We start from the raw sequence: 14,374 nt of genomic DNA on the forward strand, positions 1-14,374 counted from the left end.
CTATTCGGCAGCGTCGGGCGAAAAGATGACCGTTGATTGACCACCGCCGCCAATTAACGTGCGACGAACTTGCCATTGAAGCGGTTCGAAATTGACGGAGAGCGCGCCACTTCCGTCGGTTTCGTCTTCGCTCAAAGGCCGGAGAAAATTGAACGGCACAGAGACAGAGATAGGTTCGGTCGGGGCATTTAAAGCACCTGCGGCTGGGATTAATTCTGCGCGGATTTCAAGTTGTCCGCGCGGCAATATACGACCCGCAATGTAATTCCAACGTCCGCCAACGCCGATACCCGTTTCACCAATTGCCGCATTTTGAGAATATATCCGCACACGCCCTGGAATTGACGACGTACCGGTAATGATGACGCCGCCTCTAAAGTCATAATCGATCACGGATAGGCTTAATGGCCCTGACGTTGGGGCCCCACCAAAGGGCGACTGGATCACGCGGGACGGTCCGCCCGGGGCCGTAACCATAATGAGGGCTGGGGTCGTATAATTCGCAGTCGCAATATCGTCACTCTCTGGAACGGGTAATCTAAACACCGTTTCTTCGGAGCGGACGCTGGGCCGATCTTCGCCACCGTAAAGTTGCGCTTCAAGCACCATCGGACCGTCTTCAATATTTAAGGTCACGCCCCACTGTCCCAAATCATTGACCCGTGTTTGGCGCAGACGTTCCCCCCGATTGGTCAGGACTATAACAGCGCCCGGTTCGGCTTCACCCGATAATCTGAGACGTTGAGATTCACCGTCACGGAACTCGTTAATCTGTAGAAAACTGGCGGGTTTCACACCGATCATTGCCCCTGTCGCAGGTGCTGGATCAATCATAACCCGTCTGTCCTCATCGTCACCACCCTCAGAGATTTGAATGAAGCCGTAAAGAACAATGGCCAGCACGAGGGCAGCGACCACAATCCAAATATACCGGGGCCGCATTTTTTTTGAGACTGATGTTTCTGATGAGGTTCCCAAGACGGATTTCATCTCCTAAAGGCAGTGTTAAATTACAACCTTAACTGAAATCGGTAAAAATGACAGACGCCAAATCACTCAATATCTGCGTGTTCTGCGGATCTTCACCTGGCGAAGACCCAGCGCACGTTCTTTTGGCGACCGAATTGGGCAAAGAGATCGCGGCGCGCGGTCACGGCCTTGTCTATGGCGGCGGCGGATTAGGACTGATGGGCGCAACAGCGCGCGCTGCCCGAGATGGCGACGCCAAAGTCATCGGGATCATTCCCCATTTTCTCAACGCAATCGAACGCACCATTCCAGGTATTGAACATGAGTTTGTGGACGACATGCATGCGCGTAAAATTCGAATGTTTGATCTCGCCGACGCATTTGTTGTCCTTCCCGGTGGAGTGGGCACTTTGGAAGAAGTGATCGAAGTCATGAGCTGGCAGCGCCTGAACCTGCACGACAAGCCAATCGTCTTTCTTTCCGACACAGGATTTTGGGACAAACTTGTCGCGGTTTTGGATGATATTATCAAAGCGGGCTTCGCGCCCGAAAGCCTCCACGACGATATCGAATCTGATACCACGGTTGAGGCTGTGTTCGAAACCATCGCAAGACGTTTAGAGGAAGACCGTAAAGCTCAACCCCTCGGCGGTAAACTCGATAAAATTGCGGACCTCGTTTAAAGGATAATACCCTTCAAAATCGCCTCTAAGCCCTCTTGATCCTCTGCGTCGAAACTGCCCACTTCGGTAGAATCGACGTCAAAGACAGCGAAGAGATTCCCGTCTGGACCGTAGACTGGCACGACGATTTCGCTACGACTGCGGACGTCACAAGCGATGTGCCCTGAAAAGGCATGCACATCTTCGACGATTTGAGTTTGACCTGTCCGCGCGGCAGCCCCGCAGACCCCACGCTCGAACGGAATGCGCAAACATCCCAACGTACCTTGATACGGGCCAACAACCAATTCTTCGGATTTCAACGGATCGACAACGTAAAACCCTGTCCAAAAATAGGCGTCAAAGGCTTCGGAAAGCAAGCAAGAGACCGTCGCCATACGCGCAACATTATTGGTCTCTCCCTCAAGGACGGCCGCAATCTCTTTTGCAGTTTGGGTATAAATTTCAGCTTTGGTCATAGCGGGCATATAGGCAGCAAGACGCCTATCGTCCACCCTCACGCGCCCTTTAATATACGGCTATTTTTAGGCCTTCAGCAGATCTTGCGCCGCGGCCCGACCGGAAAGCCATGCCCCCTGCACGCGCCCACCCAGACACCAATCGCCAGCGGCCACCAGGGCCTCATCCGAGAGACAGTTCACATCGGGTGAGGCTTTGCTTGATGCATAGAGCCAACGGTGAAGCGCGATATGCGGCGCGGTGTCCAGCGCCTGTCCAATCACCGTCGAAGCCGCATCTATCATGGCCTTCTGAACCCAATCGCGATCCGCTTCCGCATGATGATCAGACCACTCTGGTGCGGAGTGAACGACAATTGCACCCAAGTTGGCATTCCGTCCCGGCTTGGCATTGTTCATGGCGATCCAGTCAATCGGGGAATCCTTTACGCGTAACGTGTCCCACCCCACGTCAACGGGCGCAGATAGACCAATCATCAAACAAAAACACACATGCATTTCCGCCGCGACCACAGCTGGCATCTTCTGAAAATTTTCTGGCAAAACGCGCTGTGCTTGCGCGGGTGGCAAAGTCGAAATCACGGCGTCAAAACCCGCTTGCGCAGACCCGTCTTCAAATTCCAATGTCCACGACTGCCCATTGACCACGCGACGGACACGGCGACCCAGTTGAATATCCAAGCCCTGCGCCCAATATTTTGGCAAACTGTTCATGCGGGGGATTGCCACGAAACGCGCACGGCCCGTATCGACGCTTAACGCGCCAGCTTTCAGATACATTGCGCGTGCAGGCCACGGCGCAACGACGCCTGCCGCGATTGCGCGATCGATTTCCGATTTAAAATCTGCGTCTTGTATGGTGAAGAATTGTGCACCGTGATCGAATTCCCAGTCGCCCGCATATCGGGTCGACATCCGTCCACCCACACCCCGGGACTTGTCGAAAATGGTAACGGTTGCGCCTTCGGCTTTTAATTCGCGCGCCGCAGACAGGCCCGCCACGCCAGCGCCTAAAATAGCTATATTCATGTTATCCCTGATTTTAAGCGTCGTCGCGCGACGTGTTCTGGCTAGCTTCTAACTCTTGCGTCGACAGCATGGCGGTTTTTTTGGCTTGATTCCAGAAACGAAAGAACCGCCGCGTATCGACATCAGACGCTATGCGAGCAAATGGCCTCGCGTCGACTGGCACGACCTCATGGTCCTTTTGGAGATCGATAAGCACATGCGCAATATAAGGGTCTGGCGAAGGCGCGGCATATATGGCTCGGCCATTTGCCACCTCACGCAAGATCGACTTTGGCGTGCCCGCGTAAATTGGAATGTCTAAATCCAGCGCACATTCAAAAATAAACACCCGACGTTTTAGCGAATAGCCCAGAGCGTCATGATTATGGCTGTCCCAGATAAAAATGGGCTGCGCGCCCGGGCCTGCGGCGGCCACCACGGGGTGATCTAAGCTAATAGCGTCCTCATGAACCCAAATGATGCCGTCATTTACACTCATGTTTTGGGCTCCAAATTTGGGAACAGTCGCGCGTAAATATCTTCATAGCTCCCGGCCAGAGTTTTATTGGTTTTAAAACGCGTATCGACAGAGTCCCCGCTAAACTTCTCAACATTCTCAAGATTGAAAAAATACGGCTTGTGAGAAAACGTGCTCGCGACCCATTGCCAGGACAGGTTATTTGACGCTGGGTCCCCGTCGAGCAAATGCATCAGAAAAAACCGCGCCCCCGCCTGCCATTTCACACGTCGCCAATGGCAGACATAAGCCGCAACATAGAGCCGCGCGTGATTGTGGATATATCCCGTGGTGAGAAGTTCCGCGATAAATTGATCAATACAAGCCACGCCCGTTTTAGCCTGTGAAATATCTTCTGGGAGGTCATCCGCGTAATGCTCAGCGTCAAAGCCTGTTTTATACGGTTCAACATCATTCCAAATATAGTTTGGGTTTTCGCGATATAATTTCTGCCAATATTCGCGCCAAGCGAGTTGCTGTATGAATTTTTCCGCTTCTTTGGGTGTGTTCAGGCCCAGAGCCTGATCGCGAATGTCCGCCGTCGAGATCACTCCGTGTCGAACGAATGGGGACAGACCTGTCACCGCACCGTCCAAATGGTTTCTCGTTCTCCCATAAGTGGCTGGATTGAGACGCCCCAACTGCTTCAAAGCTTCGGCTTTTGACCCCACAATCGGTGATACTTGGTCGTCAACAGAGGCCAAATTGGGTGACAGATCACGCACCTTTGCGATAACGTCAGAGCGGTTGAGCCGGAGTTTTGGATCGAAAATTACGGGACGGATTTGTGAATTGTCTGACATGAGGTATCTACGCGTAAGCGCGCATTGAGGAGTGAAATAGAATATTGTTTCGCGCGCAAACTACTTTTTGCAACAATTTTTCGTTTCCATAGCTTTTTCAGTGGAAAACTGAATTCCATGTCTCTATGTCGTCTTCAAGGCTGACGAGATGACTTGAATGACAACGCTGTCACGCCCATATTGTTGACAGATTGAACATAGGATCGACAGAAATGACTACACGTCTCGCTATCAATGGATTCGGCCGTATTGGTCGTAATGTTTTACGCGCCCTGATCGAGCAAGGTCGTGAAGACCTTCAAGTGGTTGCAATCAACGATTTGTCGTCAACAGAAAATCTTGCGCACCTACTTAAATATGACTCAGTCCACGGGCGCTTTCCTGGCACGATCACCTTTTCTGAAAACAGTTTGAATTTGGGCGGTGAAGACATCCAAGTTACCGCCATACGAAACTTAGAAGACCAAAACTGGGCCGATAATAAAGTCGATATCGTTTTGGAATGTACGGGCATTTTCACCGCTCGTGATGCAGCTGCAAAACATATTGCGGCGGGCGCAAAACGCGTTCTCATTTCCGCACCGGGCAAAGGCGCGGACAAAACCATCGTCTTTGGCGTCAATCACGACACCTTGGGGGCCGATGATATTGTTGTTTCCAACGGCTCATGCACCACCAACGCACTCGCCCCTGTCGCAAAAGTTCTAAACGATATTGTTGGCATTGAAAAAGGCTTCATGACCACTGTGCATTCTTACACGGGTGACCAGCCGACACTTGATGGCGTTCATCGAAAAGATTTCAACCGTGGACGCGCAGCCGCGCTTTCCATGATCCCGACATCTACGGGTGCAGCCGCCGCGATCGGCCTTGTCATGCCAGAATTAGAAGGCAAATTAGACGGTAAAGCGATCCGCGTACCGACACCTAATGTGTCTGTGGTCGACCTTGTCATAAACTCCAACAAAACCGCTGACGTAGACGCCATTAACGCCGCCTTCCGCGCCGCAGCTGAAGGTCCGCTAAAAGGCGTCTTGCAAGTTGTTACGGACAAGACGGTTTCTATTGATTTCAACCATGATCCACATTCCACCTCTCTTGTTTTGGAAGAAACTGTTGTCATGGGTGAAAATATGGTACGCGTCTTATCTTGGTATGATAATGAATGGGGCTTCTCCAACCGTATGCTAGATACCGCCGCGGTCATGGCGAAATTCCTTTAAACTGTTTCTCAATCGGAGGCCTACCCCATCAAACGGATGACGACCCAAGAGCTGCACGATAAGCTCACGACTTTGCTAAATGGCCATAAAAACGCCGTTGTTTCTGACCCGCAAGCGAATCCCGTCAAGTTACTTGCCTATGACATTTCAAAGGCCGTCGAGGATCGCAGCGTTGCGTTCAAAGACGTGGAGGCCTTGGTCAAAACGCTGTCTGATCACGGCGCAATCGAACGCGCCCAACGCCTTCTCAAACGTGCGGGGGCAGATCGGTTCGCCAGTCTCCGAAATCGTATCAAAGCCGTTGCAGAGACCCACGCTGATGCGGGGTTTGACGCGTTCAAGGCTTGGGCAGAGCAGCCTGGGCAAGGCATTGTCTTAACCGCTCATCCGACATTTTCCCTCTCGCGGGATATTCGCAATACGCTCGGCGGTATTGCCTCGTCCCAAGCTGGCAAAATCGACGGTTTCGTTGAGACGCTGAAGACGCACCCTTACCTGCCCCAACGTGCACCGACCCTAATTGAGGAGCACGAGGACACCCAAGACACCCTCGCCCGCATTCAAGGCGCAATGGATAAGTTAAATGCGACCGTCCTCGACGTCGCCGCAAAACACTTTCCCAATCAATGGATGAGCCTGACCCCACATTTGGCCGATGCCTATAGCTGGGTTGGCTACGATATTGATGGTCGAACAGACATCTCTTGGGGCGATGCCCTACGTCTGCGTCTGTCAGAAAAACGTGACCAGCTAGCGCGATATGCCAAAGAAGCTGCTCGCATCGCAAGTAAAGGTGGTTTTAAAGCCGCCTCTGAAGACGCCATTGACGCTTTGTCAGACCGCATCCGGGATGGCCTGTCCTCCGCTGAACGCGATTTAAACCTGTTTGAGACAGATTTGGACAACCCAGAAAATCTGGTAGCGGCCGCAAATAATTTAACGCGTCAATCGCCTCGCCGTTTCACAGATCTGGCAGTCTTGGACCCACTACTCGAATCCGCAATTCAGGGCGCGCCCGATGCAAAAACCCAACGGGAATTGGTTTGCCTCCGTGCGAAAATGAAAGCCTTCGGTCTTGGTACTGCGCGCATCCATTTCCGCTTGAACGCGCGGCACGTTATGTCTGGCGTCAAAGGTATCTTTGGTTTGTCCGAGAATGGTTCGGACACGCGCACGGTCCTAAATCGCGCAACCGAATTGACGAAATCTGTTGACGTTCAACCTGTGAATTTCGCCTCTCTCGCGCTGGAGAAATCGACTGCGCATGAGAAAATGATCCTGATTGCGCAGATCCAGAAATACATCGATGCCTCAGTTCCGATCCGCTTGTTGATTGCTGAAACCGAAGACGCGCTTGTTCCGCTCTCGGTTTTGTATTTGGCCCGCCGCTATGGCGTCGCAGACATGTTGGACATTTCGCCGCTCTTTGAAACAGCCGATGCGCTGAATAATGGTGGTCGGATAATCAGCAAAATGCTCGAAAACCCTGTCTATCGCGAATATATCCAATCGCGCGGTGTCTTTGCCATCCAAACAGGCTTTTCTGACGCGGGTCGGTTTATGGGACAAATCCCTGCAACCCTCGCCATTGAACGCCTACAATCTCACTTTGCCCGCGAAATGGAACGCCACAATGTCAGCGGTGTAACAGCGCTGGTGTTCAATACGCATGGCGAAGGCCTTGGTCGTGGCGGACACCCCGGCAATATAGCCCAGCGACTTGATTACGCGATGAGCCCGTGGGCGATTTCGCAATTTGAACGTCGCAATATCCATCTTTGCCACGAGACAAGTTTTCAAGGCGGTGACGGATATCTTTGGTTCCAGACGCCCGAACTCGCAGATGCGACGGTTTTCTCCCTGATTGGTGGACGACATGCAGATCGCTCAAAAGCGAGTGATGATCCATTCTACACTGAGAAGGATTTCTCTTGGGATGTATATCGCACGATCGGATCTGAACAGGATGCGCTATATTCTGATCCGAATTACGTGTCTCTCCTAGGCGGTTTGGGTCAAAACATGCTGATCCCGACGGGCAGCCGCGCGGCCAAACGCGCCAAGCCGGGTTCAGGTGGTGACATGTTCAACCCCCGTCTTCTCCGCGCAATCCCACATAATGCGATCCTTCAGCAATTTGGCGCGCCCGCCAATATCTTTTACGGTGTTGGTCGCGCAGCCGGTATTGATCCTGAGAAATTCGAAGCCCTCTATGCCTCCTCGGCGCGAGCAAAATCTATTTTTGACCTCGTGATTACGACAATGGGCCGAACCAATCTGTCAATCCTCACAGGATATGGTCGTCTCTTTGATCCAGGGTTCTGGATTAGCCGCGCCCTCTCGGGCGCAGAGCCTATGTTGGCCAATCGCTCGCTTATCATTGCGGAAACGCTGGAGTCCTCTACGTGGCGTTCGCAGATCATGGATTTGGCTAACCGCTTACGATTAGATCAATATGATAGCCTGCGGTTCTTGGCACAATGTGATGAGGATGCAGACTTCACGCCTGATGATACATTGATGATCTTGCACGCACTGCGTCTGGCAATGATCATGAAAATGATGATCACAATGGCAGAACTCCCCGTAATTTCAGACGAAGCCACATCCCGTCTATCGGCATTACAGCGTATGCAAACTTTCCAGATCAACGACATTTTGGACGATTTGAGAGACCGCTATCCCGCCAAAACGGCGCCGATGGAATGGACCAAAGCTTTGTCTGAAAAAACAGACACGCCTGTTACCTCAGGTGGATTTGCCCATATCACTGACCACGTTATCAGGCCTCTTGATCGTGCGAAGGATATTGTTCGCCAGATCACCATTGCGGTCACCCATCATTACGATGCCTTTGGCTAACGCCGAACTGAGAGCGATTTGGCCCCTGAGGACCTCATGCCAGCGCTCTTGAAATCCTGCGTATCAGACATAGAGTGTTCCCAAAAACTTAGGGGAACACATGCGCCGCTCACTGACAATTTTGGCCAGCCTAATCGCGATCGCGCTTAGCAGCTCTGCTTTCGGTCAAACCGCACCTCTTAGCCCTGAAGCCTCCGATCCACTTGTGATAGGCTGGATGCAAGGTTCACCTGTTCCAGATGATAGAAAAATCGAATTCGCGGATGGCGGGCATTACACATTCCCAAAGACACGCTGGTCTTTTTCGCACCTGCGTGAATTCGCCCCCACGCGCAATATATGGCGCGGAGCTGATAGACCGACCAAGCTCCGCACACGCCTAGATTCAGATATTGACGACGTCATGTTCACACCACTTGGCGGGGGCGACCCGATGAGCTGGGCTGAGTCATTAGCCGTCAATTACACCGACTCTATTTTGGTACTGCACAAGGGCCGAGTTGTTTATGAGCGATATTTGGGCGTGGCGGCGCCTGAGAAGCCTCACATTTCTTTCTCTGTAACCAAATCCTATTTTGGAACGATGGCGGCCATGCTCGCGCATGACGGCAAGTTAGATACGTCAAAAAATATCACGGAGTATTTGCCGGAACTCGCGGGGACTGCCTTTGAAAACGCGACCGTACAGCAAGCGCTCGATATGACGACGGGTATCGCATATTCCGAGGATTACACGGATCCCAATGCCGAGGTTTTTAAATTCGCTTATTCTGGTGGGTTTTTGCCGGCCCCGCAGGATTATGAAGGCCCACAAAGCTACCACGATTTCCTCAAGACTCTAAAACCTGAGGGTCAACACGGCGCCGCCTACTCTTATGAGTCCGTAAACACGGAAGTCATCGGCTGGATCATCCACCGTATCACAGGCGCCCCGCCAGAACAGATGTTGAGTGAACGCATCTGGCAGAAGATTGGGGCAGAACAAGATGCCTATATTATGGTGGATTCCCAAGGCACCGGATTTGCGGCGGGTGGCCTTAACACCACGCTGCGCGATCATGCTCGCTTTGGCGAAATGATGCGACGCGGTGGACGATATAATGGCCGGCAAATCGTGCCCAAGGCGATCATTGAAGACATCCGCGCGGGTGGCGATAAGGATCTCTTTTCGCAAGCTGGATATAAGACGCTGCCAAATTGGAGTTACCGAAATCAATGGTGGGTGTCCCACAATGACCATGGAGCATTTTCCGCCCGCGGCATTCATGGTCAGACGATTTATATCGATCCAAAGGCTGAAATGGTTATCGTCAGATTTGCATCTCATCCGTTAGCCGGAAATGCAAATTTCGACCCGACCAGCTTACCTGCCTACCGTGCGGTGGCAGAGCATTTGATGGATAAGTAGCGTTAGACCTAACCTCGCCGACAAGAAAGGTGAGCAGGTGTCATCCTCATAGCTCTGTTGAAACCCTGATTTGCGAACGATCCTGTTGATCTTTGCGCTTGGCACTTCAATTAGGGTCGCAGTTTCACTTAATCGGGTGGCTCTTGCGCCTCACACAAGACCGTGAAGTTATGTTCATTTGAAGCCTGTTTTTCACGCCCTATTCATTGTGCTTTAACCCAATCAGCCCAGGGCTGGGGAAACACATTGTTCCAGGAATTTTATGCCTTCTACTGCTCGGACTTGGTTCCAACGTCTCGCCCCATATCGCACGTCTGAAAATGGCCGCGCCGTCTTAGAAATTGCAATTACATTACTCCCCTTTTTGGCCATTTGGGCAGGGATATGGGGGCTTGTGCAGGCGGGTCAGTATTGGGGCGTGCTAGGCTTCATTCCCGCTGGCGGGCTTCTTGTTCGGCTCTTTATTATCCAGCATGATTGCGGACATCAGTCGATGTTCAGCCATCGCCGGGTCAATGATTGGGTCGGGCGATGTATCAGCATTTTGACCCTGACACCTTACGACCATTGGAAACGCGGTCATGCGCTCCATCACGCGGCTTCGGGGAATCTTGATCGACGCGGTGTCGGAGATGATATCGTCACGATGACGGTGGAAGAATATAAAGCAGCCTCCAAATGGGCGCGTCTCAAGTACCGGATGTATCGGCACCCTGTCGTGATGTTTGGCGTTGGTCCAGCCTATGTGTTCTTCTTACATAATCGATTGCCGATTGGCGCCATGAAAAACGGCGTGAAGCCTTGGGCGAGCGCCTTGCTCACCAATGTCGGTATCCTAGCGCTTTATGGCCTAATGATCTGGGCTGTGGGTTGGAAAGTGTTCGTCTTGATTCAAATTCCAACCGTCCTTGTCGCGGCCTCTATCGGGGTCTGGATGTTTTACGTGCAGCATCAATTTGACGAAACCCATTGGTCACGCATGGGCGATTGGGATCGTGAGAGCGCGGCCCTTCAGGGAAGCTCCTATTATGATCTACCAAAATGGTTGATGTGGGTCACGGGCAATATTGGCGTTCACCACGTTCATCATCTTTCAGCGCGCATCCCTTTCTATCAATTACCGCGAATTTTGAAGGCTCACCCAGAGTTAAAATCAGTAGGACGGCTAACATTTTTAGATAGCCTGAAATGCGTCAAACTTGCCCTATGGCATGAGGGCGAGAAACGCATGGTGAGTTTCCGCGCAGTCAAGGCCGCCCTTTAGGCGCATAAAAAAACGTCGCCTCTTTAGAGGGGCGACGGTTCTTCAATTCAGATTTGAAGGTGTTGGCCCTTAGATGCCAACAACCTGCTGCACGATCCGCGGCAGCCAGCTTTTCATTTTCAGTGGCCCTTGCGTCATCACCAAACAAATACAATCTTCGCCTTCCGAGATTTGGGGGGCATGTTCTGTTGTCTCATCTTCAATATGAAGATCGCCGCGGGAATAGATCCGACCATCGGCGAGATAACTGCCCGATAAAATAAGTGTCCATTCTTCGCCATTATGTGAATGAACCGGCATAGAAATACCGCCCTTCGCACGTAGCAAATACAGGCGGTCTCCATCGCGGGTTCGTCGATTGCCGAGGACATCATGTACAGCGACACCGGGAACGAGCGACTTCCATTCAATATCGCGCAGACCTTGACCGCCCATTAGATCGCGCAAAGGTTTTGGCGCACATCGTTCGCGCGGCGTGTCATTTGCAGCTGGCGTATGCGACCCGCGAGCGGGCAATTTGGCCAAAGTTTCGCCGATAAAAAGTGGCGATAAGGGAACGGGACGAATGTCCGACATCATCGTCGCCGCGACGTCTGTCTCAAACGCCGCTTTCTTCGCAGCCTTTGGATTTAATTCGATAACGCAGGACATAACCGCATGTTTCGCTGGCGAGAGGTTCCCCGCTGCAAAATCCGTAATCGCATCATCTCTGCCATTGGAGGTCACAAAGCCGTCGACTTCCAGAGCGTGAACTTGCCCGCTCACAGGAGTTTCTCCTGTTGGCGAGCCATACTTGATTTCAACGCGTTGATTGCAGACCGAATGCGCGTCTTTACGGTGCCCAATGGAAGCCCCGTTTCGGCGCTAATCTCTTTATGTGTTTTAAACTCAATAAACGCCATACGGATCGCCATTTGCTGCGCTTCTGTCAGGCGGGCGATGTGCTCGCGCAGGATGCCAGAGCTTTCCTGCGTCATGAAGTCTTCCTCGGCGGAAGGGACTTCATCGTCAGCAATAACTTTCATCAGCTCAGGGTCACGGATGTCCATCCGGCCATGTTTACGCTGATGGTCGATCCACTTGTTCCGGGTCATACGGTAAACCCATGTCGCGAAGCTGGCTTTGGCCGGGTCGAACATATGGGCGCTGGTCCAAACTTTGATCATGACGTCTTGGACGATATCTTCAGCAGTGCCATTTCCAACACCGCGCGCCATCAACCAGCCTTTGAGTTTTGGGCCATAGACCTCAAACAGCTCGGATAAAGCGCGGGCATCTTGCTGATTTGCGATTGAGTTGAGCCAGGCCGCATCACGCTTAGCCGCGCTTATCGATTTTTTGGACGGGGCGAACCCACCCGTTCTGGATGTCTGTTTACTCGTCATGGCCCTCTCCCTTGTCTGGCGAGGCGTGTAATCCTGCGTAGGGGAGCTTTGAATTAATGTCATGGTCGAAATCCAGCTAAAGCCAAGATTGCTGATGCAACCTCGCACATTCTTGATTACGGTTATGATGTGAGTTTCGTTTTAGCCCTGTGCGCCTTTGGCACAGGTTTATGCAGCACGCTGAAACGCTTAGGGCGTGTATATCGTGTAAACGACGTCAGCACCAATCGATCCTGTACCCTGCGAGAAATCGTAATTATTGCCGTTAATGCTAGATCCCCGCAAATTATAGCGGGATTGAAAACCGACAGCATGGTCCATTATTGACCCTGGTAAACGGGCTGTACGTTGCTCACCTTGAAACACTTTCACTGGCCCCGCTGAAAGTCCGTTGAGCGTGTAGAGGGTCCCATTTGCGCCATAGGTTACACCACTTCCGCTTGGTGCAGGATCTTGAGCGCTTTGCCCCCACCTATTGGCACCACCGCCACCTGAGACTTGATATCTTAAGCGATAGCGGATGTTACTGTAGTCCATCGAACTGAAATCGCCAGTCGCGGTGAGATTTGTCGCCTCGCCAAAAATGTCAAACGGGACATTCGACGCGACGTAAAATCGCGCAGCACGATTACCGCCGCCCAAAAGGTCGATATCCGTGCCATCATCTAAGCCAAATGCTGTGTAGCTGTCATCTGCATCCAGCGTTTGGTGCGGCGCCGACGATTGAAAGGCCCCGCCAAATGTCGGGTTGTTAATTTGATATTCCCAGCCAGAGCTTTCGCCACTTTGAATAGGATTGTACCGCCCCGAGTTGAAATTGATGGCTCGACCATCATCGACGATTAAATCAGGTGCGGCTTGCCCCGAAGTCGATCCATCCAGCATGTGAAAGTCATAGACCACAGGCGCAACACCGCCATTTTCTTCAAAATCAGAAGCGCCGAAAACGATGACAACTGCGCCCGCGCGGAAGAAGGGCCTGTCGACCACCGCCGCCAGAGCCGGAACTGATACACAGCCCGCCAAAAGAAGCCCCCAGGCCCCTTTGCGCATTTTTAGTCGCAATCTCACAGCGCCCCAATGCCACAGCCAGATGAAAGGCGAGCTAACCGTCATGTTTAAAGAAGTATTACTTGAAAACCTTTTTTTCATGCTGGCATTCCGCGTTCTGACTTGACAATCAACCACTCGTTCCTCATATTTCTGTTATGACAGAAATTACTGACAATATTAAATTACCTGAGGCCGTGGAGCGCTTCGTTCTACATTGGGGCGATCTAGGTGGCACTTGGGGCGTGAACCGTACTGTCGCGCAAATCCATGCGCTCCTCTACATGAGCGAACGCCCGCTCAACGCCGAAGACATTCAGCAACAATTGGGCGTCGCCCGCAGTAATGTCAGCAATAGTTTAAAAGAGCTATTGGGCTTCAAACTCGTACGACGATATCCCATCCCAGGGGACCGCCGTGATCATTTCATTGCGGAAACGGATGTCTGGCAAGTGGCCCGCCATATTGCGGCCGCCCGCAAAGCCCGTGAGATTGACCCTGCCCTCGCGACTCTCGAAGAGTGCCTTGCGGCGGCAGCAGGTGATGCCAAAGTCAGTGACGAACAGATTAAACGTCTCAGAGAGATGCATGAATTCACGGCGACGATGGACCGGTGGTATGATAAAATGTCATCGCTTCCATCCTCAACACTTTCCCGTCTCGTCGCCATGGGCGACGCCGTGGTGAAAGTCCTGAACCTTGGCCGCAAAAATTAAAGGCCAAACCCGAATAGACGAAAAGACA

The 14,374-nt window shown here is 52.1% G+C and carries 14 protein-coding genes; 6 read left to right on the forward strand and 8 right to left on the reverse strand.

Annotated features, from left to right (window positions below; genetic code table 11):
- On the reverse strand, positions 1–918 hold the full coding sequence (locus IE073_RS07040; RefSeq protein WP_233349885.1) for a WxL domain-containing protein: 918 nt from the start codon (positions 916–918) through the stop codon (positions 1–3).
- Positions 919–1,037: 119 nt separating this feature from the next.
- Between IE073_RS07040 and IE073_RS07045 the strand changes: the two genes are divergently transcribed.
- On the forward strand, positions 1,038–1,652 hold the full coding sequence (locus IE073_RS07045) for an LOG family protein (RefSeq protein ID WP_189583218.1): 615 nt from the start codon (positions 1,038–1,040) through the stop codon (positions 1,650–1,652).
- On the opposite strand, the gene msrC is transcribed toward IE073_RS07045, so the two are convergent.
- The 4 genes from msrC to IE073_RS07065 are packed head-to-tail and all read right to left on the reverse strand — an operon-like array spanning position 1,649 to position 4,438.
- Positions 1,649–2,119: a free L-methionine (R)-S-oxide reductase MsrC gene (gene msrC / locus IE073_RS07050; RefSeq protein WP_189583221.1), complete on the reverse strand. Its 471-nt coding sequence runs from the start codon at positions 2,117–2,119 to the stop codon at positions 1,649–1,651. The genes IE073_RS07045 and msrC overlap by 4 nt on opposite strands.
- A gap of 57 nt (positions 2,120–2,176) precedes the next feature.
- Positions 2,177–3,139, reverse strand: a complete 963-nt coding sequence (locus IE073_RS07055) for an NAD(P)/FAD-dependent oxidoreductase (RefSeq protein WP_189583224.1) — start codon at positions 3,137–3,139, stop codon at positions 2,177–2,179.
- A gap of 13 nt (positions 3,140–3,152) precedes the next feature.
- Positions 3,153–3,617: a hypothetical protein gene (locus IE073_RS07060; RefSeq protein WP_189583227.1), complete on the reverse strand. Its 465-nt coding sequence runs from the start codon at positions 3,615–3,617 to the stop codon at positions 3,153–3,155.
- Positions 3,614–4,438 (reverse strand): FAD-binding domain-containing protein, encoded by an 825-nt coding sequence (locus IE073_RS07065; protein ID WP_189583230.1) that lies wholly within the window; start codon positions 4,436–4,438, stop codon positions 3,614–3,616. The genes IE073_RS07060 and IE073_RS07065 overlap by 4 nt, the downstream gene beginning before the upstream one ends.
- Positions 4,439–4,650: 212 nt before the next feature.
- Here IE073_RS07065 and gap point away from each other — a divergent pair, with 212 nt between their 5' ends.
- The 4 genes from gap to IE073_RS07085 all read left to right on the forward strand — a co-directional run bounded on the left by gap (position 4,651) and on the right by IE073_RS07085 (position 11,195).
- Positions 4,651–5,661 (forward strand): type I glyceraldehyde-3-phosphate dehydrogenase, encoded by a 1,011-nt coding sequence (gene gap / locus IE073_RS07070; RefSeq protein WP_189583233.1) that lies wholly within the window; start codon positions 4,651–4,653, stop codon positions 5,659–5,661.
- Between the two features lie 36 nt (positions 5,662–5,697).
- Positions 5,698–8,523, forward strand: coding sequence for a phosphoenolpyruvate carboxylase (locus IE073_RS07075; RefSeq protein WP_233349886.1), 2,826 nt, complete (start codon positions 5,698–5,700; stop codon positions 8,521–8,523).
- A 100-nt stretch (positions 8,524–8,623) separates the two neighbouring features.
- Positions 8,624–9,931: a serine hydrolase domain-containing protein gene (locus IE073_RS07080; protein ID WP_189583236.1), complete on the forward strand. Its 1,308-nt coding sequence runs from the start codon at positions 8,624–8,626 to the stop codon at positions 9,929–9,931.
- A 262-nt stretch (positions 9,932–10,193) separates the two neighbouring features.
- Positions 10,194–11,195, forward strand: a complete 1,002-nt coding sequence (locus IE073_RS07085; protein WP_189583239.1) for a fatty acid desaturase — start codon at positions 10,194–10,196, stop codon at positions 11,193–11,195.
- A 69-nt stretch (positions 11,196–11,264) separates the two neighbouring features.
- Here the strand turns inward: IE073_RS07085 and IE073_RS07090 are convergent, their stop codons facing one another.
- From IE073_RS07090 to IE073_RS07100, 3 genes are all read right to left on the reverse strand, one after another.
- Positions 11,265–11,960, reverse strand: a complete 696-nt coding sequence (locus tag IE073_RS07090) for a cupin domain-containing protein (protein WP_189583242.1) — start codon at positions 11,958–11,960, stop codon at positions 11,265–11,267.
- The gene (locus IE073_RS07095) at positions 11,957–12,580 is read right to left on the reverse strand and encodes a sigma-70 family RNA polymerase sigma factor (protein ID WP_189583245.1); all 624 of its coding nucleotides are present in this window, start codon (positions 12,578–12,580) and stop codon (positions 11,957–11,959) included. Before IE073_RS07095 ends, IE073_RS07090 begins: the two co-directional genes overlap by 4 nt.
- A gap of 189 nt (positions 12,581–12,769) precedes the next feature.
- A complete protein-coding gene (locus IE073_RS07100; protein WP_189583247.1) occupies positions 12,770–13,633 on the reverse strand; it encodes a hypothetical protein in 864 nt (287 codons plus the stop codon).
- 155 nt (positions 13,634–13,788) lie between these two features.
- Here IE073_RS07100 and IE073_RS07105 point away from each other — a divergent pair, with 155 nt between their 5' ends.
- On the forward strand, positions 13,789–14,346 hold the full coding sequence (locus IE073_RS07105; protein ID WP_189583249.1) for a GbsR/MarR family transcriptional regulator: 558 nt from the start codon (positions 13,789–13,791) through the stop codon (positions 14,344–14,346).
- The last annotated feature ends 28 nt before the right edge of the window (positions 14,347–14,374 follow it).

This window comes from Litorimonas cladophorae, assembly GCF_014652455.1.
GTDB lineage: Bacteria > Pseudomonadota > Alphaproteobacteria > Caulobacterales > Maricaulaceae > Litorimonas > Litorimonas cladophorae.